The following is an 18,673-nucleotide window of genomic DNA, read 5'->3' as shown; positions in this document are numbered from 1 at the left end:
TGTATGTTGTCTCCAACTGAAAAAGACCAGAGCCACCGTACCGGCAAGAAAGTTCGCTCGCTTACGCGATTGGTCGAGGCGGACGCAGATCTTCTTAGCGCGCAGCTACGGGAGTTGCGGTCGCGTGCTTTCCCGCCAACTGCAGAAAAAGAATTAAGAAAGTTTACGTCAGGTGAAGCTGCTCGCCTGATCGGTATTACCGACGCCTATATCCGGCATCTGTCATTGGCTGGCGAAGGACCTGAGGCTGAAAAAACCTCTGGCGGTCGCCGTTTATATTCTCTTGAACAGGTTCATGAGATACGGCGCTACTTGGCTAAGTCAAAAAAGAGTTATCTGCCGTCTCGCCAAGGCAACGAACATATGCAGGTCATTGCCGTGACGAACTTTAAAGGTGGCTCGGGCAAGACGACGACCGCGGCTCATGTTGCGCAATATTTTGCAATGCGAGGCTATCGAACGCTGGCTATCGACCTTGATCCACAGGCCTCGTTGTCTGCTTTATTCGGCATTCAGCCTGAATTCGATTTGGAAGACAACGATACGATCTATGGTGCTATTCGCTATGATGATCAGCAGCGGCCGATTGCGGACATTATCCGCAAAACTTATTTCGCTGGGCTCGACATCATTCCTGGCAATTTAGAGCTACAGGAGTTCGAGCACGATACGCCACGTATTCTTGCGGAGCGGCGCCGGGGAACGGAAAGACTTTTCTTTTCCCGCATAGCCAATGCTTTGGCAACGGTAGACGATCGCTACGATGTTGTTGTTTTGGATTGCCCGCCTTCGCTTGGCTTCCTTACGCTATCTGCTCTGTGCGCGGCGCGAAGTGTGCTTGTAACAATTCATCCGCAAATGCTCGATGTCGCTTCGATGTCGCAGTTTCTGCACATGACAGCAGGTTTGCTTGAGGTTGTTGAGCAGGCTGGCGGTGATGCCGACTACGATTTTTTCCGCTATGTGGTTACACGATATGAACCGAGCGATGGTCCGCAAGGCCAGATTGTTGGTTTGTTGAAAAGCCTTTTTGGCGAGCGGGTTCTAACGAACGCACTCTTGAAATCTACTGCGATCTCGGATGCCGGCCTGACGAAACAGACATTGTACGAGGTTGGCCGGGAGTACTTCACGCGTGCAACCTATGACAGGGCAATTGAAGCGCTCGATGCAGTGAATCTTGAGATAGAAGAACTGGTGCGCGATGCATGGGGGAGGGCTCTGTGAATAAACGTAGAGACGCTCTTAAAGCTATGATGACGCCCATCAATGATGCGTCACATACCGAACATCGTCATGCCAAGCCTACCCAAAAGTCTGGCTCACTGAAGGCCATGGGATTGTCGTTGCAAAGCCTGTCGGAGGATGCTGATGAGGCGCAGGCATTGCGTGATCAAATTGCTTCTGGTGAGCATATCGTCCAAATCGAGGCGAGTCTGATCGACGGTTCGTTTGTTCGTGATCGACTTGATGATGTCGATGCGGGTGACTTCAATGAGTTTAAAGCCAGCATTGAAGAACACGGCCAGCAAGTTCCAATTCTGGTACGCCCAAATCCACTCGATGAACGTCGTTACCAGGTAGCCTATGGGCACAGGCGCCTTGCCGCGCTTCGTGCCATAGGCAGGCCTGTTAAAGCAATTGTTCGCAATCTTTCCGATGAAGAATTGATTGTCGCGCAAGGCAAGGAAAATCTGGAGAGAAAAGACCTTTCCTTCATTGAGCGTGCACTGTTTGCAGCAAAACTGGAAGCGCATGGCATTGACCGCAACGCCCTTATGGCTGCCCTTGCAGTTCACAAAGGCAATTTGTCAACAATGATCGCTGTAGCAAATTCTCTGCCGGAAGATCTCATTCAAATAATCGGCCCTGCTCCGAAAGTAGGGCGGCCTCGTTGGGAACAACTCTCCCAGCTGCTGCAGAAAGACAATACTCCCTGGAGAGACAGAGTTGATGTGGAGCGGTTGCTTCGCCTTGATAGCGATGCCCGCTTCGCTTTGGTTCTCAAAAGCCTGTTGCCGCGAAAATCCGGTCCTTCAATCCATCCATTGAAGTCCAAAGAAGGCCTGTCCTATGCGCAGATTGAACAAGCCAACGGCAAAACGAAGCTGACTATCGATGAAACCCTGGCCCCTGAATTCGGGAATTATTTAATAACACATCTGCCTGAGATCTATGCCGCTTTTCTTCGCGGCGAAAAAAGTGAACCGCGTATTAGAGAACTCTAACTGGAGAGAAATCGCAAAAGAAAAGGCCCCCGAAACTGACGTCACGGAAGCCCTCTCAAAGTCTAAGCAACTTGAGAATCGCATTTCCGAGAATCACTGTCAAGCGTTTAACGCCGTTTCGGCGAGCAGATTTCTTTTGCCTGATTGAGGGTGAAAGCAATGAACAGGGAAATGACAACGACGCCCTTTGGGCGCCGACCAATGTCGTATGCCATGCTGGATGCGCAAACGGAGGTCAAGAATTGTGACGTCAATGTAGTCGCGGACAAATGGAAACTTTTCCGCATGATTACAGAAGCTCGACCACTGCTGGGCATTTCAGATCGAGCGTTGGCGGTGCTTCACGCATTGCTCAGTTTTCACAAACCGAATGAGTTGGATAGCACAGCGAATCTCATCGTTTTTCCGTCAAATAGGGAACTATCCTTGCGTTGCCACGGGATGGCACCAGTTACATTGCGCAGGCATCTTGCCTCCTTGGTGGAGGCCGGAATGATCATTCGGCGCGATAGCCCGAATGGAAAGCGCTATGTTCGCCGCGATCAGGAAGGTGAATTGAAGACCGCATTCGGCTTTGACCTGCTGCCTTTGGTGGTAAAGGCAATCGAGTACGAGCAACTTGCTGCAACTATTCGCGCTGAGGATCTGGCAAGACGCATGTTGCGAGAGCAGGTAAGTCTTCATCGTAGAGACATTGCCAAGATGATTATCTTTGCTGAGGAACAGGCTTTTGAAGGCCCTTGGGATGCCCTCAGTGAGAGATTTATGCCCCTTGCGCGCCCGCTCCTAAGAGGTTTGGACAGGGTAGGTCTCGAGGCATTGGCAGTGAGTCTGGCCGATTTGCGCGCAGATGTTGAGAAGTTATTGGAATTCAATAATAATTCAGCTAAATCAACCGCCAGTGACGTTCAAAATGAACGGCACATACAGAATCAAAACTCAGACTCTAAATTTGACTTTGAACCTGGCTTTAGAAAAGACCAAGGAGCAGATCGTGGTGATCATCCGGATTGGAATGATGAAGCTGATACCAAAGAACTGCTCAGTTCACATCAACCGGTGCGCAGTGGTTTAAAGCCGCCAAAAGCCTTTCCGCTGGGACTGGTCCTAAAAGCTTGCCCTGACATAATCGATTACGCACTCGGCGGGATAAATAGTTGGTCTGATCTCATACAAACCGCAAATCTTGTTCGGGTAACCCTCGGGATTAGCCCTGATGCCTGGAACCAGGCCATGGAGATATTCGGTCCCAATGAAGCGGCAATTGTTGTTTCGGCGATCCTTCAAAAGGGTGAAAGTATTTTAAGTCCGGGCGGATATCTGCGCGCGCTGACAGATAAGGCCCGGGCCGGCTCCTTCTCGTCAGGTCCATTGCTGATGGGCTTACTCCGGGCGAGTACAATCAAACATGAGGCGGAGGCTGGATAAAGATGGGTACGAGCAATTTTTTATGATCGCTTGGTGATCGACGGATTTGCAATTGGCATGATAAGCCACTCTTCAATGGAATGACGGAACAGAATATGAGCAGACTCGACAGTTTTATCCGCCGGATGACAGCACAGCGCGATATCCTCAATCATATTTGTGATGGTGTGAAGTATTTGGACGGGCCTGTGATCGAGTTGGGTCTCGGAAATGGTCGAACCTATGACCATCTCCGTGAAAGATTTCCGGACCGAAGAATTATTGCTTTTGATCGTGCTGTCGGATCACACAAGAGTTCTACGCCTCAGCCAGATAACCTGATTATTGGCGAGATACGTGACACGGCACAAACATTCGTCGGCGTGGATGCGGCACTTGTTCATGCTGATATTGGTACCGGATATGACGAGAAGGATGCTGTGACACTGACATGGCTGCCGCAATTGGCGGTCGCGCTTTTAGCGCCGCAGGGAATTGTGGCTAGCGGGCTTGAGCTGCGTCATCCAGCACTCGAACAATTGCCGCTTCCTGCAAGCGTAAAGCCAGGTCGTTATTTCCTATATCGGCGCGTTGAGTAGCAGAATGTCAAACTGAGGTTCGGTAAGCGGGAGAGCAGAAACTTTGATTGCCTCGACGTGATCTTCGCGAAAAATGAGGCAATCCTCGTAAAAGCGGCCCAGATACTGCGTGAAAGCGATGGATTGTTCCCGGCCGTAAAATATCGGTGAAAACTCCATATAGAGCGGTATTTTTCTCTTTAATAGCGTCTGCATGGAGTTACAAGCAACCGGTTCGTATCCTTCAATATCCATCCATATAAGGCCGATTTCTTGCGGCAATATATTTGCTTCGGAGAGAATTGTGTCTACGGGTTTTACAGGCACGGTGATTTTATGATCGTGCTTGCTTTTCCTGGAAGTACTGCTTTTCCCGTGATTGTTCTGATGTTGGAAAAAATCAATCTCGCCTTCAACGTCGCCAGCAGCGCATTGTATTGGAAGTATTTTAGCCTGCAGATGGTTCTGAGAAATATTGTGTTGCAACAGTTCGAAGTTGCGAGGATCGGCTTCTATGCTGATGATCCCTGAAAATACCTGGCTCAGTGCAAAATAGATCGTTTGGGTTCCGATGTTCCCGCCAATCTCAAGCAAAGTACTTTCACCGCTCAAAAGCTTCTTTTCCCGGAGAGTTGAAAGTAACCGGTCAACGTGATCACGCTCAAAATTGCCTTTGCGAAAAACTTTCTTCCCAATGTAGTCGTGTGGAGACACTGTCATGAGATGATCGCCACAATTAACAGTCAAATTAACGACCCGTGGACCAATTGTATTGATCAAGAGCTCGCGGCCATACCTGGTATCGAAGAAGCGGGCGACAAGATCGAATTTCCACTTATTAAAGCGTCGGACCCACCGGTTTTTCATAGGAAAGAGGCGCTCATCTGTTGAGTAACAACGTAGATTCTGAGTGGTTCGGCTCGCCCTCTCACCGTTATTTCACGGCTTTCGAGCTGACTGGTATCGGAGCCGGCTTTCTCGATTGTCGGTTCTGACACAACAAGCGTTACATTGAGCTCTTTGGCAATTGTTTCAAGTCGGCTTGCAACATTCACAGTATCACCTATTGCGGTTAAGCTCTTCACATTGCTGTAGCCCATGGCGCCCACAATTGCAGGTCCCGAGTGAACGCCGATTGCGACGCGCAGAGGGATAGCTAGACCTGTCGAAAGTTCATCGCTCAGCCGGTCTATCTCACGAATGATAATTGCGCAGGCCTTGAGCGCTTGCCGACATGCATCTTCCGGTCGCCCTTGCAGTCCAAACAAAGCCATGGCGCCGTCGCCGATAAACTTGTCTAAACGGCCGCCAGCCTGTTCCACTGCTTGGCCTATGATAGCAAAATAGCGGTTAAGCAGGAAAACTACATCGTAGGGTAGCTGCGCTTCGGTAAGAGTGGTGAAGTTACGAATATCACAAAAAAGAATGACGATTTCTTGCTCGCGGCCAGGATTAACTTGCTGGCTATTGGCAGGCAAGTTGCTCTCCAGAGTTGGCACCAACAATGGAACAATGCTGATGTTATTCAAGGGACGCAGCTGACAAGCGAGCCGAACATCAGGGTCGGCATTGATGCGGTTCAAGGTTGCCTGTTCAGTCGCGTCCGGTTTCAACAGCGTATCGCCACCTTCGATTATTTGGACTCGGCATGTGGAGCAGCGCCCCTTTCCACCACACACTGCATAGTGAGGGATACCGCCGATCCGGCTTGCTTCAAGAACACTAAAGCCGCGGGGAACGCGAACTGTTTGGCCCTCAGGGTAGCGTATCTCGATTTGATCGAAACGTTCGCGCCAACTGCGGATAAGGCGCAGGGTTAACACGCTCAACAGACTCGCAGCAAAAAGCCCATAGAGCATGAACTTTATTACCATCAGCTGCTGCGCTGCTGCTGGGCTGACAATACCGCCGCCGTGAGAGCCAATTGGAGAATAACCGCTTCCGTAGCTCGACTGGACAGGTTCGCTGGCAAGAATTCTCCCCGTATAGGCAAAACCCAAAAGGCCAAGAACCGGCAGCAGAATTGCTAGCGTCAAAAAGAATGGAGCTGCTCGGGAATACCAGTCGCGATACCGCAACCAAAAGTGTACGCCAATGCATCCATGCGCCCATACAACCAGAAGCGCCAAGGATTGTCTTAAAGCGTTGCCGGAGGATTCAACCCATAGACTCCTGATGACAAATTCATATGTGTCGTGCAGACCGACGATCTCATATCGGATGCGTGTACTGACGACATGTTCAATCAACAGAGCAGGAATTAATAGCCCGAGTATGATTTGGCTGGCTTCTCGCAATGGCATGACCAATGTGCGACGCAGATAAATTGATCTCATGACAAGCGCTACGTGAGTGACTGCAGCTCCGTAAAACAGGATTGTGCCTACCGGATTTCTCCAAATTGCGAGAAACCAGTGACGTCCCTCTTCCGCAGCTTTAAGAGAGATCAGATTAAGCGAATGGTTGGCCAGATGAAGCATGACAAAAGCGAGCATAATCAGCCCCGAGATCAAGCGTATTCTGCGCAATGATCGTTCGGAACTGATTGTATTGGTGGCAAAAGCTGTCATGAAATCCGTAGCAATTTCTGTCTGGTTAGCTTAGTTGACCCGATGTGGTTTGGCGAGTAGGGCGATGCACTCGCTCTGCCCGTTAAAAATGGCAAGACAAAGCCTTAATCGTTGACGATATTTTGCAGCGACTGCAAACGTCAGCCTCGGGGCCGAGCCCTTGTGAAGCAGTTTATCTTCCCGCATGGTGCGGCAGGTTTGTTGAGAAGGTTATATTGCTTCGCACATGCACATTGCTTTTTATGCTCCGTTGAAATCTCCTAATCATCCTGTTCCTTCGGGGGACCGTGCCATGGCACGGCTTTTAATCCAGGCAATGCAAAGGGCGGGCCACCGCGTAGAGATCGCCTCGGAACTAAGAAGCTTTACCAAAACGCCTGATCAGACTCTTCTATCCACGATCCGCGGCAGTGCAGAACAGGAGCGCGGTCGGCTCGCAGATTTATGGCAATTGGGAAACAAGCCCGATCTATGGTTTACGTACCATCCCTATTATAAAGCACCGGATCTGGTGGGGCCGAGTTTGGCGACTATGTTTGAACTGCCTTATATTACCGCCGAGGCCTCATATTCCAAACGCCGCGATGATGAGGAGTGGGCAGAACAGCAATCATATGTTGTCAATGGCGTTCGGCAGGCCGCAGTAAACATCTGTTTCACGCGAAGAGATGAGGTCGGACTTGAGCAGATCGTATCTAAAAAGCGCTTGAAAAGATTGCCGCCATTTATCGACATTGCGGCTTTTTCCGATGAGCCAACTGCGATTACTACCAATCAACTTGTTACCGTTGCCATGATGAGGTCGGGTGACAAACTGAAAAGTTACCGGATGCTGGCAGCGTCTCTGGCGCTTCTGGGTGATATGCCCTGGAAATTGAGAATTATTGGCGACGGCCCTGCCAGCGCCATGGTGAAGGCTTGTTTCGCCGGTATAAGAGAAGATCGCATAGAATGGCTCGGGCAACAACAATCCCGGGAAGTCACGAAGATCCTCTATGAATCGGACATATATGTCTGGCCGGGTTTTGGCGAAGCCTATGGAATTGCTTATCTTGAAGCACAGGCAGCTGGCCTGCCGGTTATAGCTCAAGCAGTGGCAGGTGTTCCAGAAGTTGTAAAAAACGGAGTAACAGGAATTCTTACGCCAGAAAATGATGTGGCTGCCTTTAGCAGAGCAATTGAGCATTTATCTCTTAACAAGGAGCGGCGCCTGGTTATGGGAAATGCAGCAAGACAATTTGTTTTCAAAGAGCGTTCGCTTGAGCTGGCATCAGCGCAGTTAAATCTCCTGTTGAGATCTTATACGGAACAAGACCGATGATTGAAGATGCCGTTTGGCAACCGTTGCGAGACGAGCTATCCCGGTGGATAAATGCTAGTCGGAGCGTGCAATTTTGGTTACGCGATGATGATGCCGTGGAGCCTAGCGATGCTCTGAACCGTTTGCTGATGCTGAGCAATGAATATGAGGTCCCCGTACTATTGGCGGTGATACCGTCTTTGGCTGGTGCACCGCTCGCGGATATGTTAAAGCCCGAGCGTTTTGCCGCCGTTGCGACACACGGCTGGTCGCACGAAAACCATGCTGGGAAAGGTGAAAAGAAACAGGAGTTGGGTGATCATCGACTTTTGAAAGTAGTGCTCCACGAACTTGATGAGGGAAGGAGTCGCATCGCTAAGTTGTTCACCAAACAAGCTTTGCCGATACTTGTGCCGCCATGGAATCGTATTGATTCTTCATTGCTACCGCACTTAAACAGTGTGGGATTTGCGGCGCTTTCAGTTTTTGGGAAGGGAAGCGCTGGCCAAGGGCATATTCCGGCCGTGAACACCCACATTGATTTGATTGATTGGCATGGCACTCGCGGCTGTCGGGATCATAATGAGCTGGTCGCCGAAATAGTCATGGAAATGCGTGGACGTTTTGAAGGTGATGACAGTATCATTGGTATTTTGGGTCATCACCTCGTCCACGACGAATCCGCCTGGATTTTCTTGAAGCGGCTGTTCGAAATTACGACTGAGACAGGAGGATGCCGCTGGGTCTCGGCGGCGGAACTGATTTAAAGCCTTCCTGCTTCAGATGCATAGGCCCTAAAGATCAATGACCTGAAAATCACGTGCCGCAAATGTTTGTTCGAAACGCACCTTTGCAAGTCGTTCAAATTCGTCAATCTCGTCATCCGTCCGGGAAGGCGCGTGATGGAACAAGGCCAGTTTGCCGATTTTTGCAGCTTCCGCCAGCTTGACGCCGTGTTGCCATGTTGAGTGGCCGTAACCAAAGCGCCGCGGCATCTCGTCTTCGGTATACGTACAGTCATAAACAACGAGGTCAGCATCCTGGATGAGCCCGAGAACGGCGGGATCCAATTCGCCATCAACATGCTCAGTATCGAATATCAGCGCGAGGACACGCCCCGCCCATTCGATCCTGTAACCGACACAGCCACCCGGATGGTTGAGTTTATCTGTGCGTATGACAACCTTTTCAAACGGAGTGAGAGTGTCCCCGGTACGAAAATCCTGGAAGTTGATACAGGCTTGGCAAATATCGGATTCTATCGGAAACCAAGGCGGACGCATGAACTGCTTGATCATTTGTCCTGTCGTCATTTGCCCTGCCAGATGGCCGGACCAGAGACGGACGCTCATCATGGGATTATAAAGAGGCGTGAAATAGGGCAGGCCGATAATATGGTCGTAGTGACTATGGGTATAAATGATATCGAGCTGTTCGACGCCTTCCCGTGACAAAGCTTCGCCAGCCTGCCGCACACCCGAGCCGGTATCAAAAATTAATCGGCGGTTTCCGCACTGAACTTCAATGCAGGCAGTATTTCCACCATACCTTACGAACTCCGGCCCCGAAACCGAAACACTGCCTCGCGTTCCCCAGAATTTCACCCGAAATACTTGGTCGTTCATTCTGCTCTTTACACCTAGTTCCCCATTTTGGGGGATATCGTAGTCAAACTGTGATCGTTATGCGAGGCTTGTATTCCTTTTTATTGACAGACTACGCATTAAAAATTCGCTTCTGTTGATATGTAGGCGATAGCAACTTGCTTTTTAAGGTTTATGACAATTAACCAATACAAATAGAATAGTTTATCACTTGAACGGCTCGCTCATGACTTCATCCAAATTTGCTCGTATCGCCGTTATTGCAGATGCTCATTTCCACGATCTCTATGGCGATTATGATTTTGAGGGGATAGAGGTCGAGGGCCGTCGGATGATAGCCCGCAGGCTAACTGATACGATGCGCTCTACCCGCGTTTTCAATGAGAGTTATCAGGCACTAAGGAGTGCGCTTGATAAAATCGTGGCCCGAGGTATCAACCTCGTCGTTTTACTCGGCGACTATTCCGACGATGGTCAAATCAGTACAATTTCAGCACTTAAAAAATTGCTCGACAGTTACAGCAAAGATCATGGCCTCGTTTTCGTCGGAACGGCAGGAAATCACGACATTTTTGGCCAAAACGGCCGTCATCATGCCAAGCGATTTCTCAACGCGAATGGCACCTATACGACCGTCGCCAGCGACAGTGAATTTATCGATGAAGATGCCGAGGCGATGGTGTTCAGTGATAAAATGTACTGTTTGGGATACCCTGCAGGCTTGCAAGAGCTTCCCGATCTAGGCTTTTTTTCAAAAACAGATGCCATCCATTGGGAAACGCCTTTTGGAAGAGATACCGACTGGGAGAGCCGCCTTTATAATGCCTGTTCCGCTGATGGGAAAAATGAATATCAACTGATGGATGCATCCTATCTGGTTGAACCGGTAAAAAATCTTTGGCTGCTTATGATAGATGCCAATGTGTTTGAACCTAACAATGGCGATCTTTCAAATGCAGGTTCTGCTGCATTCATAGACAGCACAAATGCGGGCTGGAATGCTATGCTTGTTCATAAACCTTTCATCGTGGATTGGATGAAAGATGTTTCAGCAAGGGCCAGACTTGAGGGGAAAACACTTCTGGCTTTCTCCCATTATCCAATGATCGACATGATGGATAATACTGCGGCAGACGAAAAGACATTGTTTGGTATGACAAGTTCTGTCAGGCGAACACCGTCCGGAAAGGTCGCTGACACAGTTATAGAAGCTGGAGTGTCCATACATTTCAGTGGCCATCTGCATGTGAATGACACGGCCAGGGTTTCGAACATCAAAGGCACTTTGACGAATATAGGTGTACCTTCCCTTGTTGCATTTCCTCCAGCGTTTAAGATTCTAACGATTGAAGATGAAATGATGAATGTCGAGACAGTATCATTGTGCGATGTGCCAATAGATAACAGGATCAACCGTCAGTACCGAACTGAAATCGCTGTCACAAAAAAGAATGTCGGCTCTATGCTGGATGCCAGTGACTATGGCGAGTTTCTATCGGCTCACGTGGATCAATTGGTCATACATCGCTATTTGAAGCGGGAATGGCCGCCAAAACTTGCACAATTGGCTAGGCAGTTGAATCTTGGTGATCTGTTTCTGCTGGCTCGGTCCAAGAAGATCATGGATTGGGACGAAATCATTCCGACATTGAAGGCTGAACGTTCCTGCTCAAATTTGGTGCCGGAAACCCTGGGAAAAATGGATTCCGTGCCAGCTCTCGATATGATTGGCGACTGGTATCGCTTGCGAATGGGCAGCGAGATGGCTTTAGACTGGATATCAGCAGACAGAATGGCGATGTATCGATTGTTGATCGAAGCCTACAAATCCGACACCAGTAAGGATGGGGAACCCAAACGCATGTTTGCCACAATGTTTCGAATGATGGCAGCATATATATCGGGGCTACCGTCCCGCAATTTCTCTGTTTCGCTTCAAACGGGCCAAGTAATGCGTCAATAGCGGTAATAATTACTTGGAAGCGTGCTGCTTTTGTTTGCTGCGAGCTTCACTGAGTTCGGTTGTTGTATGGCTTAGACGGTCTGCAAGAACGCGCATGATTTCGATCGTCATTTCCGGATAATCGCTCAGGAGCTTGATAAAGTGGTCTTTGCTTATCCGCAGGGCCTCCAGCGGCGAGTTTGCCCTCACCGTAGCGGTGCGGGAGACATCGCAAAGGATCGCAATCTCGCCAACGATTGAATCATGTTCGATCTCGGCGACCTTTATCTCGCCGCTCGGGCTGTCGGCGAGAATGTCAGCTGCGCCTGACAATATCACATAGGCGGCATCAGCTGGATCACCTTGATTGAACAGTACTTGGCCAGACTTGTAGCTTACGCGCTCCGATGTAAATGCGAGAAGTTTCAGTTTTGCGGGAGCAACGCCCGAAAACAGTGGCACCCGCCGCAACATTTCCACTTCGTCTTTGAGCAGCATATGCGTAGCATCCCCTGTGACAGTCATCGGATTTTATGAAGCCAATTGTTTAAATACACCGTTTTTCTCCAGAAGAGTAGCATGCGTTCCGTCTTCCACCAGTGCCCCATTGTCAAATACTATGACTCTGTCGAACAGCTTGGCCAGGCTCGTATTGGAAAGCACCCAAATGATCGACGGTGAATGGCCCTCTTCGTGAAGATTCTCCATAATGTTGTGAGTGATCTTATCCTGAATCCGTTGGTCGAGTGCTGGAAGCGGGCGATTAAAAATCAAATAGTCGGAGCGTTTAAGCAGGGCACGCGCCACATTTAATTTCTGACGCTGAACATTTGTCAGGCGCTTGCCGCCTGACCCTACGTCGAAATCAAGGCCAATGGAAAGAACGCTCTCGAAAAGACCGAGCTTATTGAAGATGTCACGCATTATATCGCGCAGTTTGTCGGTACCATCCGCTTGCGCAAATCCAACTCGTCCGAAAAGGACATTGTCCAAGAGTGTTGCGGATGAGATGAACTTCTTTGGGTCATAGCGTTCGATGACTTCCTTGAGGTCCGCGGGTAAGTTTTCATGGAAGCGGGCCCGCGCATCTACAATCTTGGCCATTAGTTCATCATTCAGCAAACCAAAGCGGTGCCTTGGCTCGATATAAGAAAAGCTCAACCGGATAATGTTTGAGCGTTCTTCTGGGGAGGCCGCTTCGAATCCACGGCCCTGCAATTTCTGCAGAAGAATCTGGTAGGCAGGAATGTCGTCAGCCGTCATGAATGTCAGCTGTTGGAAGAACGGGTGATCTGGCGGCAAATCCTGGAACAGCTCGACGGCGTTCGAAGCGATTTCCAGACCCATGAAATACAGATCAATATAAAGGTCGTTCTCTCGCAGAACCGAGCGGAAGTAAGGATGGGCCGCAAGTTTCCGGTTGGTCATCATGGGGCGTTTCATCGTGCCGAACAGAAGATTTTCCCCGATAGTCGCTTGTGGGTTGTACTCTTTCAGCTTGAACGGAACGACCAGATCTTCGAGGCCCTCTTTCTTTAGCCGTTTGCGAAGGGCTTCACGCAGTTCGACGATTCTATCGGTAAGATCGCTATGCGTGGCGGTATTGACCAATGATCGCAGCGCCATATCCTGAATATCCTGCGAAATCATGACCGCATCGAGAACGGGTCGCACTACTTTGAAAAGGTCGTGAGGACCGGTCACTCCCGCAGAGGTATAATCCACCCAGTCGCTGTTGAGATCGAGTTCTGGGTTGCCGGCGCGGCGTGCCTCATTGATGTTCCATTTATAGTTAATCGCCTGCTTTCCTTCATATTCGACCTTCGTCAAAGGGGCGTGTTTAAGCCCGTAGAGAAGATTGTCGCGAAGTGTTCCATGGAAGAAATAAGTATCAGATGCGGCATAAGCGATCCTGCGGCCCGTGACTGACTCGGGCAGTTCAAGCAAATCGGTTCCGTCAATCGTAATACGTCCCTGATCTGGCCAGACCAACCGGGCAAACGCTTCCGCGAGGGCTTCAGCTCCACTGGCGCTGTTGCCAACGACGGCAACAGTTTCAGAAGGATTTATCTCAACCGAGATATGGTTGAGCAGGGGTGCGCCGCTATCGTCCAGAACAGTTAGATTGACTGCATGCAAAGAATGTTCAAGGCGACCTGCCGGGGTAGGCGCAAGAGCTTGAATCCTGGGATCAACCAGTCGGTCCACATTAAACTGCTCGACGACCTGAGCGTACTTAACCTGAACATCCTGACGCGCCTGATCCCAATCGATCAACTCTTTCAATGGCCCAGGTAAATCCTTGTATGCATTGATCACGGCAACGAGCTGGCCAATATCCAGCCTGCCCTGCAAAGCCAAAACACCACCGATGGAGTAGAACAAAAACGGTGTGACTTGCGCCAGAAAATTATTGATGAACTTGACCAAAAATTTCCATTGATAAAGATCGTACCGGATCGAGAATATAAGTCCCAGACGCGCCGCTATATCGGCGCGTTCGTAGTTAGAGGTATCATTGCCGTGAATGGTGCCAATGCCATCGACAATTTCACCCACACGACCTGATAACTCGCGAGCCGTCAGCTGTCGCTGCCGTCCAAGCTCCAGCAATCGCTTGCGCATGCGCGGGATAACGACGCCCTGTATGGCTACAATCCCGGCCGCGATCATTCCAAGCCAGAAGTTCTGCATGATGATGAAGACAAGAGCGGTTAAAGCCTGCCCCCCAAGCAAGGCAGGCTGCACAAATGCGTCGCCGGTGAAGCCACCCATCGGCTCAACTTCATCCTTGATCATGGTGGCAATTTCTGCCGATTTTACCCGCTTGAATTGGGACGGGGGAAACCGGAGTACACGATCGATCAGTTCAAAGCGGATACGCCGCAGCATTCGCTCACCAAGGCGGCCTTTATAGGTATTGATATAAAGCTTGAAGAGCCCATTCACGATGACAAGAAGGAGGAAAACCAGGCTGAGCGCCATCAATGTCTCGAAGCGGGTCAGTTCGAGACCGTTAAAGAATGTAACTTCGCCCACATAAGGAATATCGTACCGGATACGCATAAAGGTCTGCGTCGCTCCAGGCGATTCAAAGCCGGTACCTTGTATGGGACCGTTGACAATCTGTTTTGGCAAATCGAACGATAGGAAATACGGGATCATTGAAACGGCTACAACGATCAAAATCCATATCTGCTGTAGTCGTGTATTCGACCAGATATACCGAGTTAAACTTTTTTCCATGAACAACCGTAAGCTGTGACGTCAGCAGTAATTTAGATCGTGAAACAGGCGGCGCGGTGGAGATGACCTTGTGGGCTGAATCACCTGAACTTACATCATCAAAGCCAATGACGCCATATAACACGGCACTGTAGGTGCTTATTCTGACAAATCAGTCTCAGAGCATGCGCCGCAATAATGCTGCGGTCTGCTGAGCACCATTCAAGTCCAAGTTGTGTTTTGGCCAATGCGCCTCGTTGACGGCAGATGCAATGGCGCTTGTAAGAATATCGCTGTTCAAGCCGCCTTCCGGTAGTGCAATTGCCAAGCCGAGAGATTCAAGGCGCGTAGCGCGAACACTTTGCTCTGTTTCCCCCCCTGCGGTGAACGGAACGAGGATCGAACGGCATTTGGCTCGAAGTATATCGCAAACCGTATTGTAACCGGCTTGGGAAATTGAAAGTCGTGCGTTTTGAAGCAGACCAGGAAAGTCCTGACGAAATCTCACAACGGTGACGTTGTCAGGTGCTTCAGCGGATAGAGCTGCAAAATCAGGCTCGGGAAGATTGGGGCCAGCGATAAGGCACCAGCTGCCCTTAAAACCGGATTGGACGGCGCACTGATATGCAGATCGAAGAAGTTCCGCACCGACAGCACCTCCGCCTGCCGAGACGACAATATCAAAACTGTCATCGGCAGGAGAGGGAGCCGGTCCGGTTACAAGCCCTGTATAAAGAACCTTGTCAGCAATCAGCTCTGCCAATGGAAAAGTGTCGGGCAGAGCTATAAAATTGGGATCGCCATGGACCAGGACGTGATCAAAATGCGACTTGATCAGCGAGACGGTTTCTTCATCGCGTCCCGGCTTTGTCCGCTCCTGAAGTATATCGCGTACTGATGCCAACAATATTGGCCTTGGAGAAGCGGTCTTGATAGCTTCCAACAGCGGCATAAGCTCAAAGCGCATTTGTCTTCGGCCAAAAGGGAAGGCTTCAATTATCACGATATCGGGTTGCACTTCGTGGAAAGCTTCAAGCAGAAGCTTGCGACGATTGTTGAGATAATCGTCGTCGGCAGGCTTGCCATTCCCGTCGACAAGTCCGTTGAAACCAGCATTTCCCGCGAGCAAGGGAGGCAAAGCGATCTGCTTTACGCCGGGTCCAGGAAATCCTCGCACATTTGATCCACCGGTAACCATGCTTACATCAAAGCCGTCATCGACAAGCGCGCGCGAAATATGACTCGCCCTTGCCAGATGTCCTATTCCAAGCAGATGCTGGACGTAAAAGAAGACGCGTGGTGATTTCATGATTTCTGCCACTCATCTTCAAAGAGCCGGGTAAGTTGCCGGATACTGGAAGTATGGTCGAAATGCTCTCGAACGCGGCGCCCTGCAGCCAGACCAAGTCGATGTCTCAAATCTGGCTCGCGGATGGCCCGCTCAATGGCGACGGCCAAAAGACGGGGATTCTCAGGTGGCACGACAAAGCCGTTTTCTCCGCCGGTCAACAGCTCTGGAATTCCCGAAATATTGGTAGAGATGCAGACGAGATTTTGACTTGACGCCTCGACGAGTACATTGGGCAGTCCATCGCGATCACCGTCTGCAGCTACGCGACATGCCAACGCAAAAATATCTGACTGCCGGTAGTGGCTCAGCACCTCTTCTTGAGCGAGGGCACCTTTCCAAAAGATGCGATCTGATATGCCAAGTGATTCAGCGAGCGGTTTGAGCTTCGACAGTTCATCACCGCCACCGATGTGAGTGAACTGCCAATTGATATCAGGCGATAATTGAGCCAGCGCCTGTAAAAGGATATCATAACCCTTTTTCGGCACCGCACGACCGACGCTAAGTATCCGCACCGGATCAGACTTATCGGTGCCGTCGCGGTCGGATCTTCGTTGGTCGAAATGCCCAAAACGGGTCAAGTCGAGCCCATGATAGCTTAAATGTACCTCATCTTTTCGATCAGTAAGTTGGCGCATATGCTCGAAACCGGAACGGGTGCAGGTAACACTCCAGCGTGCCTTTGCCAGTTTTTCGGTTAGCTCCCAGTCTGGTGAAGTCCAGATATCTTTAGCGTGGGCGGAACAGGTCCACGGAACGCCGGTCAAAATGCTTGTATAGGCAGTCACTGATGCTGGCGTATGGATAAAATGTGCATGCAACCATTCGCCGGCGTCTGGCCATTCATGGGCCAGTACCAATGCTTGTCCGAACCGGCGAAAACGATTGCGGGTTTTATCACGCAGGAGATCAGTCCAGAATTGACGAAGCAACGGTCGAAATCCGGGGCGCTTCCAACTACCAATCAAGCCGCGTAATACCCGCAGCGGCTCGTTATGAAGATATTCCGGCAAATAGACGACCCGAGCCTTGATCTCATCATGTATTGGATGGCGTTTCTTATCAGTAGGCTTGCGCATGGATATAAGGGTGAGGTCAAATCCTGCACGTTCAAGCCCAAGCAGTTCCTGCGCGATGAAGGTTTCTGAAAGACGCGGATAGCCCTTCAGAACAACCAGTGTTTTACGGCGTATAGTCAAAATGCTTGCTCTTACTCGGCGACCGCAGGAAGTGGTTGATTTTCTCGGTCCTCCAGCCATTCTCCAACTATTTCGGAGATGTGCACCAGCCCTTCGAGACGCATGCCTTCACCTTTGCCGCTTTGGGAGGGAGGTGCCCGTTCAGGAAGACGCTTGAGCACTTCTGCAAGTCTTAACGGATCCTCAGCTTCTTCAGGCAGCAGCATCTCAATCAAACCAAGCTCAGCGGCTCGTTTGGCCCGGATCAATTGCTCTTCACGAGGAGCAATACGCGGCACGATCAAGGCGGGCTTATCGAATGACAATATCTCGCAATAGGTATTGTAGCCGCCCATGGCGACTACTGCCTTCGCTCCTGCAATCAATTCCTCCATGCGGTTGTCAAACTCGATAACCTGTATGTATGGAATTTTACTGCCTTTCTTTACCAGCTTCGCCCGTTGTTTGGCAGGCATATAAGGTCCCAGAACGATGAACGCTTTATGTTGTAATGAGGGATCTTGCTGGTAGGCGTGAATGACATTGTGAACGAGGTCTGCACCATCGCCGCCACCGCCCGTGGTGACCAGAATATAATCGCCGTCAGGAACATGCACGGAAGCAGCTTCATGCGATACGCTGCGTTGCAAAAAGCCAACAAACTTCATCTTGTCCCGAATAGTCTCCGGTACTTCAAGGTCAACCAATGGGTCATAAAAATCCGGCGGACCATAGACCCATACAGTGTCATAGAGCTGATCGATCTTGTTGATAACCTGATTTTGCTTCCATTCTGCTTCCAGAAGGTGCGGAGCATCCATCACTTCCCGCAAACCAAGGACGAGCGTGGTTCCTCGCGACTTGAGATAGGTTAGAGTTTCTTCAACTTCCCCCTTGAGGCCCATGGGCTCCTTGTCGACGATAAAAATGTCAGGCTGAAACGTTTCTGCGGTATGTCTTATGATGGATTGCCGCATCTTCAGCGTTTCGTGCAGATCAATATGCCGAGCCAGAGATGTATATTCTCCGTTTCGCAATTTGATGACGCTTGGCACCTTAACAAAGTCCACCCGCGCGCGATAATCAAACGCACCCGCAATGGTCGCACCCGATATGATCAGGATGTTCAATCCCCGGTAATCTTCAACAAGCGAATGTGCAATAGTTCTGCACCGCCGCAAATGACCCAAGCCGAACGTATCGTGACTATACATCAGGATCCGTGCATCCTCGAAACGACGCATCATTGTCGGAACTTTCTTTTTTGCGGACAGGCCCGCGCGATATCAT

The 18,673-nt window shown here is 50.1% G+C and carries 15 protein-coding genes; 7 read left to right on the top strand and 8 right to left on the bottom strand.

Going from position 1 to position 18,673, the window contains the following annotated elements; genetic code table 11:
- Positions 1 to 3: 3 nt before the first annotated feature.
- The 4 genes from repA to AC6CHM_RS16525 all read left to right on the top strand — a co-directional run bounded on the left by repA (position 4) and on the right by AC6CHM_RS16525 (position 4,234).
- Positions 4 to 1,227 carry a plasmid partitioning protein RepA gene (gene repA, locus AC6CHM_RS16540; protein WP_115054945.1) on the top strand — a complete coding sequence of 408 codons (1,224 nt, stop codon included), beginning with the start codon at positions 4 to 6 and terminating at the stop codon, positions 1,225 to 1,227.
- Positions 1,224 to 2,228, top strand: a complete 1,005-nt coding sequence (gene repB, locus AC6CHM_RS16535) for a plasmid partitioning protein RepB (protein WP_337353386.1) — start codon at positions 1,224 to 1,226, stop codon at positions 2,226 to 2,228. The genes repA and repB overlap by 4 nt, the downstream gene beginning before the upstream one ends.
- Before the next feature lie 159 nt (positions 2,229 to 2,387).
- Positions 2,388 to 3,656 carry a plasmid replication protein RepC gene (repC, locus tag AC6CHM_RS16530; protein ID WP_498173765.1) on the top strand — a complete coding sequence of 423 codons (1,269 nt, stop codon included), beginning with the start codon at positions 2,388 to 2,390 and terminating at the stop codon, positions 3,654 to 3,656.
- Positions 3,657 to 3,751: 95 nt separating this feature from the next.
- On the top strand, positions 3,752 to 4,234 hold the full coding sequence (locus AC6CHM_RS16525; RefSeq protein WP_115054948.1) for a class I SAM-dependent methyltransferase: 483 nt from the start codon (positions 3,752 to 3,754) through the stop codon (positions 4,232 to 4,234).
- On the opposite strand, the gene AC6CHM_RS16520 is transcribed toward AC6CHM_RS16525, so the two are convergent.
- Together AC6CHM_RS16520 and AC6CHM_RS16515 are read right to left on the bottom strand one after the other, a co-directional pair.
- The gene (locus AC6CHM_RS16520; protein ID WP_498173764.1) at positions 4,214 to 5,080 is read right to left on the bottom strand and encodes an FkbM family methyltransferase; all 867 of its coding nucleotides are present in this window, start codon (positions 5,078 to 5,080) and stop codon (positions 4,214 to 4,216) included. The genes AC6CHM_RS16525 and AC6CHM_RS16520 overlap by 21 nt on opposite strands.
- Complete coding sequence (locus AC6CHM_RS16515) at positions 5,077 to 6,783, bottom strand: adenylate/guanylate cyclase domain-containing protein (RefSeq protein ID WP_354346433.1); 1,707 nt, start codon at positions 6,781 to 6,783, stop codon at positions 5,077 to 5,079. Before AC6CHM_RS16515 ends, AC6CHM_RS16520 begins: the two co-directional genes overlap by 4 nt.
- 226 nt (positions 6,784 to 7,009) lie before the next feature.
- Here AC6CHM_RS16515 and AC6CHM_RS16510 point away from each other — a divergent pair, with 226 nt between their 5' ends.
- Positions 7,010 to 8,104 (top strand): glycosyltransferase family 4 protein, encoded by a 1,095-nt coding sequence (locus AC6CHM_RS16510; protein WP_498173763.1) that lies wholly within the window; start codon positions 7,010 to 7,012, stop codon positions 8,102 to 8,104.
- Positions 8,101 to 8,850 (top strand): polysaccharide deacetylase family protein, encoded by a 750-nt coding sequence (locus tag AC6CHM_RS16505; RefSeq protein WP_498173762.1) that lies wholly within the window; start codon positions 8,101 to 8,103, stop codon positions 8,848 to 8,850. Before AC6CHM_RS16510 ends, AC6CHM_RS16505 begins: the two co-directional genes overlap by 4 nt.
- 27 nt (positions 8,851 to 8,877) lie before the next feature.
- Here AC6CHM_RS16505 and AC6CHM_RS16500 read toward each other — a convergent pair whose 3' ends face one another.
- Positions 8,878 to 9,708 (bottom strand): MBL fold metallo-hydrolase, encoded by an 831-nt coding sequence (locus AC6CHM_RS16500; RefSeq protein ID WP_115054952.1) that lies wholly within the window; start codon positions 9,706 to 9,708, stop codon positions 8,878 to 8,880.
- Between the two features lie 205 nt (positions 9,709 to 9,913).
- On the opposite strand from AC6CHM_RS16500, the gene AC6CHM_RS16495 reads away from it, so the two are divergent.
- Entirely contained in the window at positions 9,914 to 11,650 is a 1,737-nt protein-coding gene (locus AC6CHM_RS16495) for a metallophosphoesterase family protein (RefSeq protein WP_498173761.1), read from the top strand.
- Positions 11,651 to 11,659: 9 nt separating this feature from the next.
- On the opposite strand, the gene AC6CHM_RS16490 is transcribed toward AC6CHM_RS16495, so the two are convergent.
- The 5 genes from AC6CHM_RS16490 to AC6CHM_RS16470 form a co-directional block, all read right to left on the bottom strand.
- A complete protein-coding gene (locus AC6CHM_RS16490) occupies positions 11,660 to 12,127 on the bottom strand; it encodes a cyclic nucleotide-binding domain-containing protein (RefSeq protein WP_115055113.1) in 468 nt (155 codons plus the stop codon).
- A 33-nt stretch (positions 12,128 to 12,160) separates the two neighbouring features.
- Positions 12,161 to 14,875 (bottom strand): ABC transporter transmembrane domain-containing protein, encoded by a 2,715-nt coding sequence (locus tag AC6CHM_RS16485; RefSeq protein WP_336441429.1) that lies wholly within the window; start codon positions 14,873 to 14,875, stop codon positions 12,161 to 12,163.
- A gap of 157 nt (positions 14,876 to 15,032) precedes the next feature.
- Positions 15,033 to 16,163: a glycosyltransferase family protein gene (locus tag AC6CHM_RS16480; protein ID WP_498173760.1), complete on the bottom strand. Its 1,131-nt coding sequence runs from the start codon at positions 16,161 to 16,163 to the stop codon at positions 15,033 to 15,035.
- Positions 16,160 to 17,404 (bottom strand): glycosyltransferase family 4 protein, encoded by a 1,245-nt coding sequence (locus AC6CHM_RS16475; protein WP_337353393.1) that lies wholly within the window; start codon positions 17,402 to 17,404, stop codon positions 16,160 to 16,162. Before AC6CHM_RS16475 ends, AC6CHM_RS16480 begins: the two co-directional genes overlap by 4 nt.
- 11 nt (positions 17,405 to 17,415) lie before the next feature.
- A complete protein-coding gene (locus AC6CHM_RS16470; protein ID WP_115054957.1) occupies positions 17,416 to 18,630 on the bottom strand; it encodes a glycosyltransferase family protein in 1,215 nt (404 codons plus the stop codon).
- Positions 18,631 to 18,673: the final 43 nt, after the last annotated feature.

The sequence above is a fragment of the Phyllobacterium sp. GQ127 genome, from assembly GCF_059758635.1.
Note: the sequence above shows the minus strand (reverse complement) of the source record. Positions and strands in the feature narration are given on the sequence as shown.

Excerpts from the sequence above, each read along its gene's own strand:
- repC (WP_498173765.1), top strand. The coding sequence starts at position 2,388 with ATGAACAGGGAAATGACAACGACGCCCTTTGGGCGCCGACCAATGTCG.
- AC6CHM_RS16490 (WP_115055113.1), bottom strand. The coding sequence starts at position 12,127 with ATGCTGCTCAAAGACGAAGTGGAAATGTTGCGGCGGGTGCCACTGTTT.
- AC6CHM_RS16495 (WP_498173761.1), top strand. The coding sequence starts at position 9,914 with ATGACTTCATCCAAATTTGCTCGTATCGCCGTTATTGCAGATGCTCAT.
- AC6CHM_RS16470 (WP_115054957.1), bottom strand. The coding sequence starts at position 18,630 with ATGATGCGTCGTTTCGAGGATGCACGGATCCTGATGTATAGTCACGAT.
- AC6CHM_RS16505 (WP_498173762.1), top strand. The coding sequence starts at position 8,101 with ATGATTGAAGATGCCGTTTGGCAACCGTTGCGAGACGAGCTATCCCGG.
- AC6CHM_RS16480 (WP_498173760.1), bottom strand. The coding sequence starts at position 16,163 with ATGAAATCACCACGCGTCTTCTTTTACGTCCAGCATCTGCTTGGAATA.
- AC6CHM_RS16525 (WP_115054948.1), top strand. The coding sequence starts at position 3,752 with ATGAGCAGACTCGACAGTTTTATCCGCCGGATGACAGCACAGCGCGAT.
- AC6CHM_RS16520 (WP_498173764.1), bottom strand. The coding sequence starts at position 5,080 with ATGAAAAACCGGTGGGTCCGACGCTTTAATAAGTGGAAATTCGATCTT.
- AC6CHM_RS16500 (WP_115054952.1), bottom strand. The coding sequence starts at position 9,708 with ATGAACGACCAAGTATTTCGGGTGAAATTCTGGGGAACGCGAGGCAGT.
- AC6CHM_RS16515 (WP_354346433.1), bottom strand. The coding sequence starts at position 6,783 with ATGACAGCTTTTGCCACCAATACAATCAGTTCCGAACGATCATTGCGC.
- AC6CHM_RS16510 (WP_498173763.1), top strand. The coding sequence starts at position 7,010 with ATGCACATTGCTTTTTATGCTCCGTTGAAATCTCCTAATCATCCTGTT.
- AC6CHM_RS16485 (WP_336441429.1), bottom strand. The coding sequence starts at position 14,875 with ATGGAAAAAAGTTTAACTCGGTATATCTGGTCGAATACACGACTACAG.
- repA (WP_115054945.1), top strand. The coding sequence starts at position 4 with ATGTTGTCTCCAACTGAAAAAGACCAGAGCCACCGTACCGGCAAGAAA.